This is a genomic window from Synechococcus sp. MW101C3, assembly GCF_002252635.1.
Taxonomy (GTDB): Bacteria; Cyanobacteriota; Cyanobacteriia; order PCC-6307; family Cyanobiaceae; genus MW101C3.
This window is the reverse complement of the sequence record NZ_NQKX01000002.1, coordinates 290,142-306,663: the sequence shown is the minus strand read 5'-3', so window position 1 is coordinate 306,663 and position 16,522 is coordinate 290,142. Positions and strand designations below refer to the sequence as shown.

General features: G+C 66.1%; 13 protein-coding genes. 6 read left to right on the top strand and 7 right to left on the bottom strand.

Going from position 1 to position 16,522, the window contains the following annotated elements:
- Window positions 1-694: 694 nt before the first annotated feature.
- Window positions 695-2,944, top strand: coding sequence for a cation:proton antiporter (locus tag CJZ80_RS03750; protein WP_094510712.1), 2,250 nt, complete (start codon window positions 695-697; stop codon window positions 2,942-2,944).
- A gap of 411 nt (window positions 2,945-3,355) precedes the next feature.
- Here CJZ80_RS03750 and pyrF read toward each other — a convergent pair whose 3' ends face one another.
- The 4 genes from pyrF to CJZ80_RS03725 form a co-directional block, all read right to left on the bottom strand.
- Window positions 3,356-5,089 carry an orotidine-5'-phosphate decarboxylase gene (gene pyrF, locus CJZ80_RS15590; RefSeq protein ID WP_233132777.1) on the bottom strand — a complete coding sequence of 578 codons (1,734 nt, stop codon included), beginning with the start codon at window positions 5,087-5,089 and terminating at the stop codon, window positions 3,356-3,358.
- Between the two features lie 115 nt (window positions 5,090-5,204).
- Window positions 5,205-5,942, bottom strand: coding sequence for a succinate dehydrogenase/fumarate reductase iron-sulfur subunit (locus CJZ80_RS03735; RefSeq protein ID WP_094510711.1), 738 nt, complete (start codon window positions 5,940-5,942; stop codon window positions 5,205-5,207).
- Window positions 5,939-7,852 (bottom strand): fumarate reductase/succinate dehydrogenase flavoprotein subunit, encoded by a 1,914-nt coding sequence (locus tag CJZ80_RS03730; protein WP_094510710.1) that lies wholly within the window; start codon window positions 7,850-7,852, stop codon window positions 5,939-5,941. The genes CJZ80_RS03735 and CJZ80_RS03730 overlap by 4 nt, the downstream gene beginning before the upstream one ends.
- On the bottom strand, window positions 7,849-8,541 hold the full coding sequence (locus CJZ80_RS03725) for a hypothetical protein (RefSeq protein WP_094510797.1): 693 nt from the start codon (window positions 8,539-8,541) through the stop codon (window positions 7,849-7,851). The genes CJZ80_RS03730 and CJZ80_RS03725 overlap by 4 nt, the downstream gene beginning before the upstream one ends.
- 113 nt (window positions 8,542-8,654) lie before the next feature.
- On the opposite strand from CJZ80_RS03725, the gene CJZ80_RS03720 reads away from it, so the two are divergent.
- On the top strand, window positions 8,655-9,890 hold the full coding sequence (locus CJZ80_RS03720; RefSeq protein ID WP_369802986.1) for a PQQ-dependent sugar dehydrogenase: 1,236 nt from the start codon (window positions 8,655-8,657) through the stop codon (window positions 9,888-9,890).
- A gap of 88 nt (window positions 9,891-9,978) precedes the next feature.
- Here the strand turns inward: CJZ80_RS03720 and CJZ80_RS03715 are convergent, their stop codons facing one another.
- Window positions 9,979-10,965, bottom strand: a complete 987-nt coding sequence (locus CJZ80_RS03715; RefSeq protein WP_233132776.1) for an NAD(P)-dependent alcohol dehydrogenase — start codon at window positions 10,963-10,965, stop codon at window positions 9,979-9,981.
- Between the two features lie 221 nt (window positions 10,966-11,186).
- Here CJZ80_RS03715 and CJZ80_RS03710 point away from each other — a divergent pair, with 221 nt between their 5' ends.
- Window positions 11,187-12,452, top strand: coding sequence for a glycoside hydrolase family 10 protein (locus tag CJZ80_RS03710; RefSeq protein ID WP_233132775.1), 1,266 nt, complete (start codon window positions 11,187-11,189; stop codon window positions 12,450-12,452).
- 13 nt (window positions 12,453-12,465) lie between these two features.
- Here the strand turns inward: CJZ80_RS03710 and ppk2 are convergent, their stop codons facing one another.
- On the bottom strand, window positions 12,466-13,422 hold the full coding sequence (gene ppk2 / locus CJZ80_RS03705; protein ID WP_094510708.1) for a polyphosphate kinase 2: 957 nt from the start codon (window positions 13,420-13,422) through the stop codon (window positions 12,466-12,468).
- Window positions 13,423-13,573: 151 nt separating this feature from the next.
- Window positions 13,574-13,735, bottom strand: a complete 162-nt coding sequence (locus tag CJZ80_RS15420) for a hypothetical protein (protein WP_198948223.1) — start codon at window positions 13,733-13,735, stop codon at window positions 13,574-13,576.
- Between the two features lie 153 nt (window positions 13,736-13,888).
- Between CJZ80_RS15420 and CJZ80_RS03700 the strand changes: the two genes are divergently transcribed.
- The 3 genes from CJZ80_RS03700 (at window position 13,889) to CJZ80_RS03690 (ending at window position 16,494) form a co-directional block, all read left to right on the top strand.
- Window positions 13,889-14,440 (top strand): hypothetical protein, encoded by a 552-nt coding sequence (locus CJZ80_RS03700; RefSeq protein WP_094510707.1) that lies wholly within the window; start codon window positions 13,889-13,891, stop codon window positions 14,438-14,440.
- A 100-nt stretch (window positions 14,441-14,540) separates the two neighbouring features.
- Window positions 14,541-14,777, top strand: a complete 237-nt coding sequence (locus tag CJZ80_RS03695; protein ID WP_094510706.1) for a hypothetical protein — start codon at window positions 14,541-14,543, stop codon at window positions 14,775-14,777.
- Between the two features lie 7 nt (window positions 14,778-14,784).
- Complete coding sequence (locus CJZ80_RS03690) at window positions 14,785-16,494, top strand: NAD-dependent malic enzyme (protein ID WP_094510705.1); 1,710 nt, start codon at window positions 14,785-14,787, stop codon at window positions 16,492-16,494.
- Window positions 16,495-16,522: the final 28 nt, after the last annotated feature.

The window sequence follows — 16,522 nt, the reverse complement described above, 5'->3', positions numbered from 1 at the left end:
GCCAGGTGAACTGCACAAGAGCGGGTCCAGACCTCAGCTCCGCTGCAGGGGGGCTTTGGGGTCTGCTGTCCGCGGCCGCCGGGAGCCCATACGTTCACTGACCCGACTGGGCCGGCTCACAGGTTTCTCTAGGCAGCTGGTCATCAGCGGTGAATCAACAACCGGCACGATGACCAACGTTCCTGCCATTGCAATGGCACGGAGCTGGTCAGAAGACTGTGCGTGGGGAAATGATCAGGCGGGCCTGAGGTTGCGGCTTGGTGCTTGTTGAACCAACGTATCGATGCAGACAGATGCCCACGGTTACACTCATCACTCTGCTGTCTGGTGCCCCAAGCACACTCTCACGCATGGCCCGATGACCCTTCTGTACGGGGCTCAACCCCTCTCCTATGGGTGACCCAATCACTCTTTTGAGGATGACCCAATCACTTCCTGTGCACGCCCCTATCACGCTCCTATCCAAGGCCAAATCACCCTCCTAAGCATGTCCTGATCGCTCCCGCTGGATGCCCCCAGCCAGCTGACTGGAAAGGACGGTCGGACTGAATCGCCGAGGCGTTTCCCTTCGCGCAGAGACACCTCTCTTCGTAGGAAGTGAAATCCTTCACGGCATGGGAGTGGAAAGGCCTCACCGAGAGTCGTTGTAGCGACGCCATCACGTGCTTAGACCGAGAACGCCTTCCCACCACCAATGACAGAACTGATCATCATCTTTGCGGCTGCTGCGTTTGGCGGCTTGCTGGCATCCCTGCTGAAGCAACCAGTGATCCTGGGCTATTTGCTTGCGGGTGTGATTGTTGGCCCGTTTGAGCTTGGATTGATTGGGAACTACGAAGAAGTTGAAACCATTGCCGAATTAGGCGTCACGTTCCTGCTTTTCACAATCGGCGTTGAGTTCTCCCTTGCAGAGCTCAATAAGGTCAAAAAGATTGCGTTGGGTGGTGGTAGCTTGCAGCTGCTCCTAACCATTTCTCTGACGGCCCTGGTGGCAGTGACTGTGGGCTGGGTCACCACTGTTCCGCAGGGCATCTTCCTTGGCGAGTTGGTTTCGCTCTCGTCCACTGCCGTCGTCATCAAAGCTTTGGCAGAACAGGATGAAATGGCTACGGCCCATGGACAGGTCATGCTTGGGATCTTGATTGTCCAGGATCTGGCCCTTGGCTTGATGCTTGCGATCCTGCCAGCTCTCAATAGCCCGATAGAAGAACTCGGTTATGCGATTGGTTTCGCTGTCCTGAAGCTTGCCCTGTTCGCCCTGGGTGCCTATGTGGTGGGCAGGTGGCTCATCCCTCCTTACTTGCAACTCCTGGCAAAGACGGAAAGCCATGAACTCTTCCTGCTTGGTGTCGTCACACTTTGCCTTTGCATTGCACTGCTCACTGGGAAAATTGGACTCTCAACCGAAATGGGTGCCTTTGTTGCTGGTCTGATGATCTCAGAGGTTGAATATTCTGATCAGACTCTTGATTACGTAGAGCCAATCCGGGATATCTGCGCAGCGGCATTCTTTGCCGCCATTGGTATATTGATCGATCCAGTTTTCCTCTGGAATAATCTGCCGCTCATTCTGGGCTTGGTCGCCCTTGTTCTAATCGGCAAGTCGTTGATCACTGCACCCTTGGTGTTCTTCTTTAAGTACCCGCTGAAGACAGCTATCATTTCAGGGCTGGGATTGGCTCAGATTGGTGAATTCTCGTTTGTGCTGGCAGGGCAAGGCAGCAAATTTGGCTTGATCTCAGAGAATGTCTATTCGTTGATTCTGGGCACAACTGCGGTCACGTTGATTGTTACGCCTTTCGTTCTTCAGTGGCTGCCTGCGCTTTTGGAGAGAGCTGAGGCATTTTCCTGGTTTGCAAAAGCCGATGGTGCGATGGAAGCCTCCTCGGAGGTTGCGTCTCTGCGCAACCATATTGTGGTCTGTGGCTACGGAAGAGTTGGCAGCAACATTGTGAAGCTGTTGCTTGAGCGCGACTATCCCGTCATGGTCATCGAGCAGTCCGAGCAGTATGTGCAGAAACTGAGAGAAGCAAGGATTCCATACATTTTTGGCAACGCAGCAAGTGCGCTCGTCCTTGAAAAGGCAGGAGTAACCCAGGCCAAAGGAATGGCGATTGCCTTGCCCGACCCCATGAGCATTCGGCTGTGTCTGAAACGATCCCTCGTGCTCAATCCTGAATTGGATCTGGTGGTACGTGCAAGCACTGAGGGCGAGATTGAGCCTCTTTACCAAATGGGTGCAAGAGAAGTCGTACAGCCGGAGTTTGAGGCCAGCCTGGAACTCTCAACCCATCTGTTCTCCACCTTGGGTATCCCCTCACTGGCTATTCAGCAAAACATTCAGCAGATTCGAGATTCTCATTATTCCACCTTGAGGCCTCAGCAATCTAAAGATCAGATTCTCAAGGAAATTAAGGATGCAACGAGGACGATGACAACCAAGCTCTATCCTCTTCCGCCGCAATCCGCTTTGCTTGGTAAATCCATTGCCGAATCACAGCTTAGATCGTTAACGGGCGTCATCCTGATGGCAGTGACCCGAGCCAATGGCGCACACATCGACTATCCAGAGGCCGATACGTTGTTCGAGGAGGGCGACACCTACTTGTTGGTGGGCGAGGCAGATGAGCTGGCTGCCTTCAAGAAGCTTGCCTCTGGGTCAGTGTCCAACCTTCCGCAAGCGGATGACTCCTCCGTTTGGATCCGTATCAAGGAAAGAAGTGCACTGGCAGGCAAAAGCTTGGCTCAACTGGAGGTTCAACAGCAATTCGGCGTCATTGTTCAGGCCATCCGCAGAAAGGGAAAGAATCTGCGCTTCCCCAATGGCAACGCAATCGTTCAGGTGGGAGATCAACTCCTCGTATTTGGCTCAGCAACCTGTCTTGCCAATCTGGACACCACAATCAATCACAAGTCTGAAGATGCCGCACTGCTCTCCGACTGAGTCGTTCCTTCGCTGGCCAGGAGGTTGTTGACGATCAAAGAAGCAGCTGCCTTCCATAGACGCTGCTGATTCCCATTAAGCCTGGAACGGTTTCCGGTGTCCCCGTCACCCATAGAGGGTGCTGACTGCATGGAATGCCCCTGACTCCCTGGGAGAGTTCTGCATCATTCCCCGCATGCTTCAAGCGCTTGACTAAAACCCTGAAGGCCTGCTGGTTCTGGCCTCTGAGAATCGTGCAGAACTCTTGGCTGCCAGAACCCTCATCGCATCATCCCGGTGCCTTGGCGTTGGTCCTGTCCACTTCTGCTCGTGGGGGGTCAATATCCACCGGCTCCGCAATGGGATCCACCCTGGCCTCTGGTGTCACCGCTGGCTGATTCCCTTGAGAAGTGGCCAGCTGAGAATCGGAGCTCAGCCATTGGAATGCGCGGCACCGCCGCCCAGCAGGCTGGCCTGGTCGCTGTTGAGCCGGCCGGCGGCCATCAGCACGTTGGTGATGCGCGGGATCGTCAGCACCGCATGGGTGCGGTAGCCCGCGTCCGCCAGGCGTTGGCGGGCCTGACCACCATGGTCGATGAACACCACCACGTCATGCACGACGAGGCCGGAGGTCTCCAGCTTGGCGATGCCCTCCAGCACGCTGCCGCCGGTGATCAGGATGTCGTCGACCACCACCACGGTTTCGCCCTCGTTGAAGTCGCCCTCGATCAACCGCCGCGCTCCATGGGCCTTCACTTCCTTGCGGGGATAGATCAGCGGCAGGTGCAGCTTCAGCGACAGGCCGGTGGCGGTGGGCAGTGATCCGTAGGGAATGCCGGCGATCCGATCGAAGCGCAGCCCTTCCAGCTGGCCGGCATAGGCATGCAGCACCCGGTGGAAAAGGTTGGGGTCGGAAATGATCTGGCGCAGATCGATGTAGTAATTGAAGACGGCGCCGGAAGCCTGCACGTACTCACCGAACAGCAGGCAGCCCACGTCGAACAGTTCCACGATCAGCTCATCGAGCGGATCGACGCTGCTGACACGGCTGGTGCGCCCCGCCCCCTCACGCTTCGCACCGTCGCTCCCGGTGCCGACGGCGTCTGCGTTGCGCCCGGCGCCACGCCCACCTGAGCTGCGCGCGGCGGCGTTGAGCGAGCCCCCACCGCCCTTGCCAGCGCCAGCACCGAGGGCAGCCCCCTGCTTCGCTGCACCCGCCTCCCCGTCAACGTCTTCACCATCTCCCTCCTCCCCATCGCCCTCAAGGACAGCTCCGGCACTCCCGCCGAGGACAGCAGCGGCAGCCCCCGTCTCTGGCGCCGGCAGCCACAGGTCGCAGCGGTCGGCCACGTTGCTGAGCCAGCGGTGCCGCATGGTTTCGATCTGGATGCGCAGGGCGCTGGTGCCGGCCGCCATCCCCTTCTCCACCAGCAGGTGCTGAGGCAGGGGCAGCAGCAGGCCGTCGCCGGAGGCATTGAGGCCCGCCTGCAGCAGAGCTTCCAGCCGCTCCTCCTGCTCCCAGAGGCTGCGCAGGATCAGGAAGCGTTCCGGAGCCGCGCTGCGCACCCGTGCCAGCACCGCTGGATCACTGGTGCCCACCTCCAGCAGCAGTTGCTCGGCGGTGGCCCACAACTGGCTTTCGCGCACCACCGTTGTGTACAACGGCCGGTCTTCGTCGGGGTGGTGCTGAAACACCCGGGCGCCGGGGTTGGAGCTGTGGCAGGTGATCACCACGGCCCGGTCGGGGTAGAGCAGGAACGGGGCGACGATGTCCTGGCCGGCCAGGGGCGAGAGGGTGAGGGCATCAGCCCCCAGCTCGCGGAACACGTACTGGGCCAGGGCCGAGGAGGTGTTCAGATCGCCGTGCTTGGCATCCAGGATCAGTGGCATGTCGCGCGGCACCAGCTCGCGCACTTCGTGCAGCAACTCGATGCCGATCGGCCCGAGCGCCTGGTAAAAGCCGAGGCTCGGCTTGTAGGCGCAGACATGATCACCGGTGGCGTCGATCACCGCCTTGATCCAGCGCCGTGCCTGAGCCAGGAACGAGCCGCTGGAGGGGTGATGGCGGGTCCAGGTCTGCAGCATCTCCGGGTTGGGATCCAAACCGGTGATCAGCAGCGACTGGCGGCTCGCCATCGCATCGGTGAGTTTGACGAAGAAGTTCATCGTTCTGCGGTCAGCATGGCAGTGTGCGCGGATCTGGCAGCCTTTCCGCAGCCGCAATGGCGGTCGGTGAGTCGGTGACTCAGGGAGTGGCTCAGTCAGTGAGTGGCTCAGTCGGTCAGCCGGAGCGGTTCATGCGGCTGATCCAGTCGGCGGAGATCTCCTTCGGGCACACAGCGGCGCACTCCAGCTGGTTGCTGCAGCTGCCGAAGCCCTCGGCCGCCATGGCGGACTGCAGGGCGGCGGAGCGCCGCTGCCGCTCCGGTTGCCCCTGGGGCAGCAGGGCCAGATGGCCCAGCTTGGCGGCCACGAACAGGCTGGCGGAGGCGTTGGGGCAGGCGGCCACGCAGGCACCGCAGCCGATGCAGCTGGCGGCGGCGAAGGCCTGCTCCGCCTGCTCGCGGCCCACCAGCAGCGCATTGGCCGCCGGAGCGCTGCCCGTGTTCACCGACACGTAGCCGCCGGCCGCGAGCACCCGGTCGAAGGCGGAGCGGTCGACGCTGAGGTCCTGCTGCAGGGGAAAGGCCCGGGCGCGCCAGGGTTCAAGCGTGAGCTTGTTGCCGTCGCGGAAGTGGCGCAGGTAGAGCTGGCAGACGCTGGTGGCGCGCTGGGGGCCGTGGGCCTGACCGTTCACCATGAAGCCGCAGGCGCCGCAGATGCCTTCGCGGCAATCGTGATCGAAGCTCACCGGCCGCTCACCTGCCATCAGCAACTGTTCGTTGAGGCGATCGAGCGCCTCCAGCAGCGAGAGATCGGGGCTGAGTTCCTCCAGCGGGTAGCTCACGAAGGCGCCGGGCTGCCGCGGGCTCTCCTGACGCCAGATCCGCAGCGTGAGCCGGAGGGAAGCGCTGCTCATCGGTAGTTGCGCCGGCTGGGCGTGGCGTGCCTGTAGTGGAGCGGTTCGCAGTGGCGGGTCGGCTCCTGCCCCTCCCCGGTCCACTGCCAGGCGGCGATGTGGCAGAAGTTGTCGTCGTTGCGGAGCGCTTCGCCATCGGCGCTCTGGTGCTCCTCGCGGAAGTGGGCGCCGCAGGATTCCTCCCGCGCCAGCGCATCGCGCAGCATCAGGCCGGCCAGCTGCAGGAAGTCCTCCAGCCGCAGCGCCTTCTCCAGCTCGGGATTGCGCCCCGCACGCGGTTCCGGCAGACGCAGCTCCTGGGCGAAGGCCAGCTCCAGCTCCCGCACCTCCGCCATGGCGGCGCGCAGGCCGTCGGCATGGCGGCTGATGCCGCAGGCGCCGATCATGGTGTCCCCCAGCTGCCGGTGCAGGCTGTCGCAGCTGTGGCCGCCGCTCGTGCTGCCGAGGCCGTCGATGCGGGCCTGCACCGCGGCGATGCTGTCGCGGCAGGCCGGATGATCGGCGCTCACCTCGGTGTGCAGGTGGCCCGCCAGCCAGCCACTCACCGTGGCCGGGGCGATGAACAGGCCATCGGCGAGGCCCTGCATCAGGGCGCTGGCGCCCAGCCGGTTGGCGCCGTGTTCAGAGAAGTTGGCCTCACCCAGCACGAACAGTCCGGGGATGGTGCTCATCAGGTTGTAGTCGACCCAGAGCCCCCCCATCGTGTAGTGCGGCGCCGGGTAGATGCGCATCGGTTCGGCATAGGGATCGCTGCCGGTGATGCGTTCATACATGGCGAAGAGATTGCCGTAGCGGCTTTCGATCGCAGCGCGTCCCTCCCGACGGATCGTGTCGCTGAAATCGAGATAGACCGAGCGGCCGCCGGGGCCCACCCCGTGGCCCTCCAGGCAGCGTTCCCTGGCCCGGCGCGAAGCCACATCACGGGGCGCCATGTTGCCGTAGGTGGGGTATTGGCGTTCCAGGAAGTAATCCCGCTCGGCTTCGGGGATGGCGTGCGGTGGTCGCGCATCGCCGGCCTGGGCCGGCAACCACACGCGGCCGTCGTTGCGCAGGCTTTCGCTCATCAGCGTGAGCTTGCTCTGGCCTGGATCGCCGCTGGGGATGCAGGTGGGATGGATCTGGGTGAAGCAGGGGTTGGCGAAGGCGGCACCGCGCCGGTGCGCCCGCCAGATGGCGCTCGCATTGGATTTCACCGCGTTGGTGGAGCGGTGGAACACGTTGCTGTAACCGCCGCTGGCCAGCAGCACCGCATGGGCGGTGTGGGCCTCAAGGCGGCCGCTGGCCTGCACCCGGCACACCACCCCGCGCGCCACCCCCTCCACCGTGATCAGATCCAGCACGTCCCGTTGGGTGAGCAGCTCCACCCGGCCGGCGTCCACCTGGCGCAGCAGGGCCTGCACGGCGCCGTACAGCAGCTGCTGGCCGGTCTGGCCACGGGCGTAGAAGGTGCGGCTCACCAGGGCGCCGCCGAAGCTGCGGTTGGCCAGGGTGCCGCCGTACTCCCGCGCGAAGGGCACCCCCTGGGCCACGCACTGGTCGATGATCGCCCCGCTGATTTCGGCCAGGCGGTGGCAGCCGGCTTCGCGGGCACGGAAGTCGCCCCCCTTCACCGTGTCGAGGAACAGCCGCTCGACGCTGTCGCCGTCGTTCTGATAGTTGCGGGCGGCGTTGATGCCCCCCTGCGCCGCCACCGAATGGGCCCGCCGCGGGCTGTCGTGATAGGTGAGCAGGGTCACGCGGAAGCCCTGCTCCGCCAGCGTGGCGGCGGCGGAGGCCCCCGCTAGCCCGCTGCCCACCACCAGCACCTTGAAGCGCCGCTTGTTGATCGGGCTGATCAGCGGCAGCTCGCGGCGCCGCTGCGTCCAGGCGTCATGGATCGGCCCGCTGGGCAGCTGGGGATCGAGCTTCATGGCTGCAGGCCCAACAGGGCCATCAGGCTTCCCAGGCCCCCAGCAGCCCCCGCCACCAGGCCACCTGCTGCACCGGCGGCCAGGCCCGCCACCAGGGCAAAGCCACCGCCCACCAGCACAGCCAGCAGCCAGCTGCCCCTGCGCAGGCCCGCGGCGTTGGCGGCCTCCAGCAGGCCCAGGCTGCGGTGGGCGCTCTCGCTGCCATGCAGCAGATGCAGGGCCAGGGCCACGGCCGCCGCCAGGTAAAGGGCGAGAGCCCAGCGAGAGCTCAGCGCCAGGGCCACCGCCTGCGCCTCCAGGCCGGCCGGCGGCCGCTGCCAGCGCAACTGGCGCAGATGCACCACCAGAAACAGCAGCAGCACGCTGCCGCTGAGCGGCGCGGTGCGGGAAGCAAAGGCGGCAAGGCTGTCGGGGCGACGGCTGCGCAGCTGGGCATAGCCGGCCTCGCCGCGGGCGCGGGCAGATTGGAGCACCCGCTGCAGGCTCAGCGCCACGTGGGTGAGGGCCGCGAGGGCCAGCCCCAGTTCCGCCGCCGGCAACCAGGGGCTGGCATGGAGCCAGGCCGCCAGCGCCTCAAAAGCGGCCGGATCGAGCACCAGCTGGGCCACGCTGGCCAGATGGGCCAGCAGGAACACCACCAGCGCAAGGCCACTGGCAGCGATCAACCGGCCGGAAAGCCATGGGGACATGGGCGAGGCGGCCAGGGCAGCGCATCGCCTGTGATTCTGGGCCAGCATCGTGGCCCCTGCTCTGGTTGTGGCCCGTGATCAGGTTCCCCGGCTGCCTCGCTGGGCCCGCGCGTGTGGCCCTGTTGCTCGCCCTGCCCCTGGTGACGGCCTGTCAGGCCCGGCCGCTGAGCGGCCCGCTGCCGGGCTCGCTCGCCATTGATGCCGCCCCCAGTGGTGCCCCGCCAGCGGATGCAACGAGTGGCACCCGCCCGCCCTTGGTGGTCAGCCCCGAGGCGCCGCGTGAGGCGGTGCGCCAGGTGCCGGTGGTGGGGGGGCTGGAGCACCCCTGGTCGGTGGCGTGGCTGCCGAGCGGTGAGCTGTTGATCACGGAGCGACCCGGCCGGCTGCGGCTGGTGCGCAACGGCCGCCTCGATCCCACCCCGATCACCGGGGTGCCGGCGGTGCTGGCGCGGGGCCAGGGTGGGTTGCTGGATGTGGCGGTGCATCCCCGCTTCGCCGACAACGGACTGGTGTATCTCACCTATGCCGCCGGCACGGAAGCGGCGAACCACACCCGCCTGGCCCGGGCCCGCTTCGACGGACGCGCGCTGCAGGATCTGCAGGTGATCTTCGAGGTGCCCCAGCGCAAGGCGGGCGGCCAGCACTTCGGTTCCCGGCTGCTGTGGCTGCCCGATGGCACCCTGCTGCTGGCGATCGGCGACGGCGGCAATCCACCCGTGCAGCTCGATGGGGCCCTGATCCGTGTGCAGGCCCAGAACCGCGCCAGCGCCCTCGGCAAGATCCTGCACCTCACCGACACGGGCCGGCCGGTGCGCGTCGCCGCTTTCGCCGGCGATCCCGGCGCCCTGCCAGGGCTGTGGAGCCTGGGCCACCGCAACATCCAGGGCCTCGCCTACGACCGCGGCCGCGGGCGGGTGTGGGCTACCGAGCATGGCGCCCAGGGTGGCGACGAGCTCAATAGCCCCAGGGCTGGGGCGAACTTCGGCTGGCCGGTTGTGACCCACAGCCGCGAATACTTCGGCCCGGCGATCTCCGCCGCCACCGGATCGCCGCGTTTCGTGGATGCGGAGCTGGTGTGGACCCCGGCGATCGCCCCCTCGGGGCTGGTGGTGTATGACGGCGAGCGGATGCCGGCCTGGCGCGGCCAGCTGTTTGCCGGTGGCCTGGTGTCGCAGGCGGTGCATCGCCTCACGCTCGATGCCGCCGGCCGGGTGCGCGGCCAGCACCGCATCGACATCGGCGCGCGGGTGCGCGATGTGCGCCAGGGGCCGGATGGTTTCCTCTACGTGCTCACCGATGCTGCGGGCGATGGCCAGCTGATCCGCCTGGAGCCGGCGCCGCGCTCCTGATCCAGAGCGCCGTTGCGCCGGCAGTGCCCATCCAGGTGGTCTGCTGTCGCTGCTGTTCAGCCCGGTGGGCGCCGCCTTGGGGTGCCCGTCAGATCTCGATCGCCAGCTTCCCCTTCACCTGCCGGGCTTCGAGACGGCGCACGGCGTCCGGCAGCTTGTCGAGCGGGTAGCGCCCATCGATCCAGGGCCTGAGCTGCCCGGCTTCCACCAGCTCCTTCAGCACCAGCAGATCCGCCCGCTTCGGCTGCTGCATCACCGCCACCACCTGGCGGCGGCGCAGCCTGGAGAACAGGGGGCCGAGCAGCAGGGCGCGCAGCAGCCGGCTGAAGTCGCCCCCCACCAGCACGTAGGTGCCGGCGGGAGTGAGCAGGGGCAGCCAGGAACGGATCGGCAGAAAGGCCGCCATGTCCACGATCAGATCGAAACGCTGGGTCTGGCGGCGCAGATCGGCGGGCCCGAGATCGCTCACGTGGTCGGCGCCCAGGGCCAGCACCATCGCCTGGTTCTGCGCCCGGCAGAGGCCGGTCACTTCGGCGCCGTAGGCCTTGGCGATCTGCACGGCATACGACCCCACGCCCCCGGAGGCGCCGTGGATCAGCACGTGCTGTCCCGGCTTCAGCTGGCCCGCGTCCCGCAGCGCCTGCAGGGCGGTGAGTGCCGACACCGGCAGCACCGCCGCTTCCGCGAAGCTGCTGCCGGCGGGCATGGGCGCCAGGGCCGTGGCGGGGGCGCAGACGTAGTCCGCAAAGCCACCGAAGCCCGCCTCCGACAGATCGCCGAACACCGCCTCCCCCACCTGCAGCCCTGTCACTGCAGCGCCCACCGCCGCCACTTCACCGGCGATGTCGGTGCCGATGGTGGGAATCGAGGGCGTGCGCAGCCCGCCATAGATCAGTCGGCTGATGAAGGGGTCACCCCGCATCAGATGCCAGTCGCCGGCATGCACGGCGCTGGCCCGAACCCGCACCAGCACCTGATCGTCGGCCGGAACGGGCCTGGGCACCTGCTCCAGGCGCAGCACCTCAGGCGGGCCGTAGCGGCGCTGCACGATCGCCCGCATGGTGTCTGGAGGCACGGGCTCGGGTCGGGACGGTGCCGGCATGGTGTCACGGCAGCCGTTGCCGGCAGGGTGTCAGGGCGGTCGGCGCCAGCACGTCGAGATCGGCCGGAGAATCCGGTCGCGTTTGCCTTTGTGTTGGCCATGACAGTGCCGCAACAAGGCGGCACAATTCGCGCTCCCGAGCGGGAGGCCGGGATCGCCGATCCGCTCCCTCAGCCCGTACCCAGCCCCCACCGATGCCCTTCTTCAGACACCGCTGGCTGCGGCGCCTGGTTCTCGTGCTCGTGGCCGTCGCTGCCACGGTGCTGCCAGGGTTCGCCATGGCGTCGTTTCCGCCACCACCACCGCCACCGCCCGCCTCTGCGACTCCGGGGACTGTGGCGCCTCCGGCGACTTCCTCGGTTCCCGTGGCGCAGCCGCAGCCGCTCAGCCTCAACCGCGCCGAGATCCGCGGCGTCTGGATGACCGGCAACGACATGCCGGTGCTGCGCGACCGCGACCGGATGCAGCTGGCAGTGGAGCAGCTGGCACGGCTGAACTTCAACACCATCTATCCGGTGGTGTGGAACAGCGGCATCGCCTATTACGCCAGTGCGTCCACCCAGCGCCGCGGCATTCAGTCGTTCACGTTCCGTGGCCTGCAGGGGCAGGACGTTCTCGCCGAGCTGATCCAGGCGGGCCATGCCAAAGGCCTGCTGGTGATCCCCTGGTTCGAATTCGGCTTCATGGCCCCGCCCGGCTCCGAGCTGGCCCGCCTGCATCCGCAATGGCTCACCCGCAAACAGGACGGCGGCCTGACCTCGATCAGCGCCGCCGGTGAGGTGGTGTGGCTGAACCCGCTGCATCCTGACGTGCAGGCGTTCATTCTTGAGCTGGTGCAGGAAATCATCAGCCAATACGACGGCGACGGCATCCAGTTCGACGATCACATGAGCCTGCCGAGTGATTTCGGCTATGACGACGTCACCACGGCGTTGTATCGGAAGGACACCAGGAAGGCTCCTCCTACCAACCCGCGCGATCCGGCCTGGTTGAAGTGGCGCGCTGACAAGATCAGCGACTTCATGCAACGAGTGCATGACACTGTGCATGCGGCCAAGCCCTCAGCGGTGGTGTCTGTGTCGCCGAACTACTACGACTTCGCCTACAAATTGCAGCTCCAGGATTGGCTCGGTTGGATCCGGCGTGGCCTGGTGGATGAGCTGATCGTGCAGCTCTATCGCCCGGATCTTGATTCCTTCCTGCCCCTGCTGGCCGAAGCGGCGCTGCTGGAATCGCGCACCAGGATTCCCACGGCGGTGGCGATCATGACGGGTCAGCGCCAGCGCCTGGTCCCGATGGAGCTGATTCAGGCCCAGGTGAATGCGGTGCGGGAACGCCAGCTCGGGGTGGCCTTCTTCTACTTCGAAACTCTCTGGGACCGGGCCATGGAGCCGCTCAGCGAGCGCAAGCTGGCCTTTCAGCAGTTGTTCCCATCCCCGGCTCCCCGCAGCATGATCTGAGCCTCACCCGTGCTTAGGGATAAGCATTGGGCACAAAGAATTGCTCGTTCATCGGCGGACGCTGGTAATCGCTGCCGCTCTTGCGGGGCGGCAATTCAAACGGGGCCGGTGTCATGTCTTCGTAGGGCACCTTGCTGAGCAAGTGCCGGATGCAGTTGAGGCGGGCACGGCGTTTGTCGTTAGCCTCCACCGTGAACCAGGGGGCTTCAGGAATGTTGGTGTGGGCGAACATCTCGTCTTTCGCCTTGGAGAACTCCACCCACCGATCGCGCGACTCCAGATCCATCGGACTCAGCTTCCAGCGCCGGGCAGGATCTTCCAGACGGGAGAGGAAACGGGCCTCCTGTTCTTCATCGCTCACGGAGAACCAGTATTTGATCAGGATGATGCCGCTGCGCACCAGCATCCGCTCGAATTCCGGGCAGGAGAGCATGAATTCATCCACCTGCTGGGGTGTGCAGAAGCCCATCACCTTTTCCACGCCGGCCCGGTTGTACCAACTGCGATCAAACAGCACGATCTCACCAGCGGAGGGGAAATTCTCCACATAGCGCTGGAAATACCACTGCGTTTTCTGCTGGTCGGAAGGGGTGCCCAGGGCCACCACATTGCAGCCGCGTGGGTTGAGCGGCTCGGTGATGCGCTTGATCGTTCCACCCTTGCCGGCCGCATCACGGCCTTCGAAGAGCAGCACGAGCCTGTAGCCCACTGACTTGATCCAGTACTGCATCTTCACCAGCTCCACCTGCAGGCGAGCCAGCTCTTTCTCGTAGAGCTTCTTGTCGAGTCTGGTTAAACGTCCTTCGGACTGGTCGGAAAAGTCGTCAAGGATCGGCGAAGGACCGTAGGAATCGCCTGAGCCGAGCGGGTAGGAGAGCGCTTTGCCGTGGCTCTTCTTGTGGCCATTCTTGCCGGATTTGTGTTTCTTGTCCTTCTTGACTTTCTCTTCTTTCAGTTTGTCCTTGGACATCGGCTCACCTCGGCTGCATCATTGGTGTTTAGTCGATGCGCAGGTGCAATCAGTGCAGCATTCACTACCGAGTCACCCCGGTTGAACGCCTGCCACCACCCAGCACAGCGGCAGCATCCCTCAGCCCTGCCTGCTGAGCTGTGAGTTTGGCTCAGCTGATGATCAACACCACACCCAGGGCGGCCACCATCAGCAGGATCGCGCCGGTGGCCAGCAGGGCATGGTTGAGAGCATCGGCGTGGGTTTCGCCCGCCTGCATGGCCACCTCATCGGCGTAGAGGTTGTCATGGTTCTCGAGGTCATGGGTGCGCATGGAAATCCTCGTGGGTTGGCGGTGGGGGAGGCCGGTGAGGCACCCTCCACATCAACCCTAAAAACGGTGCCAGTCCCCGTCCAGCGATCCATACCCGGCTTCACGAACGGCCATCCCCACCCGCCAGCCGTTGTCCCACCTCACCCCCCGCCGATGTCCGATTCCCTGCCCGATGGTCCGCAACTGCTGGCGCTGGAGTGCGCGAGCCGCCGCAATGGCAGCGGCCTGAGCCCAGCGGCGCTGCGCGGCACGTGGATCCTGCAGCGCACCTGGCCGCGGGGCCGCTCCACCCCTGCAGACTTGTCCAGCACCCTGCTGCGCGGGCTTGGCGCCTCGCTCAGCCTGAGCGCGCCAGCAGAGTCAACCGATGCAGCCGCGTCTGCCGCCTCTGAGGCGGACCCTCTGGAGATCATCAACAGCGTGCGGCTGGGGATGCTGGAGCTGCGGTTCTGCGGCGAGGCCCGGCTGCAGGGCCGGCGCCCCCTGCTGCTGTTCCGCTTCCTGCGTCTGCAGCTGCGGCTGGGCGAACGCACACTGGTGGATCGCCCGCTGCCCGCCGCCGCTCCCTTCAGCAGCCTGCCGGTGGCGGGCCTGCCGTTCTTTGCCCTGATCGCGGCGGATCCCGGGGGGTCGTGGCTGGCGGCACGGGGCAAGGGCGGCGGCCTGGCTCTCTGGCAGCGCGCCGATGCCCGGCGACAGGCCTGAGCCGGCCTCAGGCTGCGCCACACCCCGCCCGGAGGGTTCGCGTGGGCACAGTCAGCGTCCCCGATCCCGCGCAGGATCCTGCACACTGAACCCTGTCGTGATGGTTCCTGTCCTGCCCGGAGCACCTGTCCAGCGGATCTACCGGCTCGTCGATCCCCAGGGACAGCCTCACCCCGTGCTCGATGAGGCCTACGACTCGATGGAGGCGGCCTGGGAGGCGGCCTGTGGCTGGTGGCAGGAGCAGCGGGGCGGCCTTGCCGGTGGTCCGGTCGGGATCGGCCTGGAGGTCAGCACCGGCTGTGGCGACTGGCGTACGCTCCGGCATCCCGGCTGCTGAGGGGCCGTTGAGCGCTTCGTCCTTGCCCACCCCTGCGCCCCTGACCACCAGCCTGCGCGGGCGCCAGCTGCTCGCCGATCCGCAGTTCAACAAGGGCACGGCCTTCAGCCGGGCGGAGCGGCTCCAGCTGGGCCTGGAGGGGCTGCTCCCCTTTGCCGTGGAAACGCTCGACATCCAGGTGGCCCGGGTGTGGAAGGCCTTCTGCAGCCTGGCCAGCGACATGGAGAAGTTCCGCTTCGCCCACGGCCTGCGCCAGACCAACAGCATCCTGTTCCACCGCTTCCTGGCCGATCACGTCGAAGCGGTGCTGCCGATCGTGTACACCCCCACGGTGGGAACGGCGATCCAGCGCTTCAGCCTCGATTACCGCAGCCCCGCCGGCGGCGTGTTTCTGGCGGCGGCCGATCAGGACCGCTTCGCGGCGGTGCTGCGGCAGGCGGCCAGCGGGCCGATCGATCTGATCCTCGTCACCGATGCGCAGGGCATCCTCGGCATCGGCGACCAGGGGGTGGGCGGCATCGAAATCTGCCAGGGCAAGCTGGCGGTGTACACCCTCTGCGCCGGTCTGGATCCGCACCGGGCGTTGCCGGTGGTGCTTGATGTGGGCACCGATCGGCCCGAGCTGCTCGACGATCCCCTCTATCCCGGCAGCCACCAGCCGCGCCTGGCCGGTGCCGCCTACGACGCCCTGATCGCCCGCTTCGTGCAGGCCGTCACCGAGGTGTTTCCGGGGGCCTTGCTGCATTGGGAGGATTTCGGCGTGGGCAATGCCCACCGCAACCTGGCCCGTTACCGGCAGCAGCTGCCCAGCTTCAACGACGACATCCAGGGCACCCGAGGCGTGGCCTGCGCTGTGGTGAGGGCGGCTTCCCAGGGGGCCGGAGTGCCGCTTGCGGAGCATCGCATCGTGGTGTTCGGCGCCGGCACAGCGGGGTGCGGCATCGCCGACGGCCTGGTGCGGCTGCTGCAGCGCAGCGGCCTTTCCGCCACAGAGGCGCGCCAACGCCTGTGGTTGATCGATCGCCACGGGCTGGTGCACACGGGTCAGCTGCCGGAGCAGATCCCGGAGATGGCCCGAGCCTTGGCGCGCCCGCTGGCGGAGCTGGAGGCCTTCCGCCGCGACGCCGCCGGCACGATCGGCCTGCTGGAAGTGGTGGAGCGCGTCTGCCCCACCGTGCTGATCGGCACCTCCACGGTGGCGGGGGCCTTCACTCAGCAGGTGGTGGAACGCATGGCCGCCGCGGTGGCGCGGCCGATCATCCTGCCGCTGTCGAATCCCACCCGGCTGGCAGAGGCCCAACCCGCCGATCTGCTGCGCTGGAGTGAGGGCCGTGCTCTGGTAGCCACCGGCAGTCCGTTTGCGCCGGTGGAGGTGGGGGGGCGGCTGCGCCGCATCGGTCAGTGCAACAACTGCTTCCTGTTCCCCGGCCTGGGTTTCGCCAGCGTGGCGGTGGGGGCCAGCGAGGTGAGCGAAGCGATGATCGATGCGGGCCTGGAGGCACTGGCGCGGCGCATTCCTGCCTGGAGTGATCCGGAGGCGCCGCTGATGCCGGATCTCACCGAGGTGGCGGTGGTTTCAACAGCAGTGGCGGAAGCGGTGGCCCTGGCGGCGGTCGAAGCCGGCGTGGCCCGCCACGCCAGCACGGCCGAGCAAGCGCTCGTCTGCCTGGAGCAGGCCCGCTGGCACCCCACCTACCGCGCGGTGGTGGGGGCCTGAGCGATACGAGCCGCGCGCAGCTCCGGGT

Excerpts from the sequence above, each read along its gene's own strand:
- CJZ80_RS03750 (WP_094510712.1), top strand. The coding sequence starts at position 695 with ATGACAGAACTGATCATCATCTTTGCGGCTGCTGCGTTTGGCGGCTTG.
- pyrF (WP_233132777.1), bottom strand. The coding sequence starts at position 5,089 with ATGAACTTCTTCGTCAAACTCACCGATGCGATGGCGAGCCGCCAGTCG.
- CJZ80_RS03735 (WP_094510711.1), bottom strand. The coding sequence starts at position 5,942 with ATGAGCAGCGCTTCCCTCCGGCTCACGCTGCGGATCTGGCGTCAGGAG.
- CJZ80_RS03730 (WP_094510710.1), bottom strand. The coding sequence starts at position 7,852 with ATGAAGCTCGATCCCCAGCTGCCCAGCGGGCCGATCCATGACGCCTGG.
- CJZ80_RS03725 (WP_094510797.1), bottom strand. The coding sequence starts at position 8,541 with ATGTCCCCATGGCTTTCCGGCCGGTTGATCGCTGCCAGTGGCCTTGCG.
- CJZ80_RS03710 (WP_233132775.1), top strand. The coding sequence starts at position 11,187 with ATGCCCTTCTTCAGACACCGCTGGCTGCGGCGCCTGGTTCTCGTGCTC.
- ppk2 (WP_094510708.1), bottom strand. The coding sequence starts at position 13,422 with ATGTCCAAGGACAAACTGAAAGAAGAGAAAGTCAAGAAGGACAAGAAA.
- CJZ80_RS15420 (WP_198948223.1), bottom strand. The coding sequence starts at position 13,735 with ATGCGCACCCATGACCTCGAGAACCATGACAACCTCTACGCCGATGAG.
- CJZ80_RS03700 (WP_094510707.1), top strand. The coding sequence starts at position 13,889 with ATGTCCGATTCCCTGCCCGATGGTCCGCAACTGCTGGCGCTGGAGTGC.
- CJZ80_RS03695 (WP_094510706.1), top strand. The coding sequence starts at position 14,541 with ATGGTTCCTGTCCTGCCCGGAGCACCTGTCCAGCGGATCTACCGGCTC.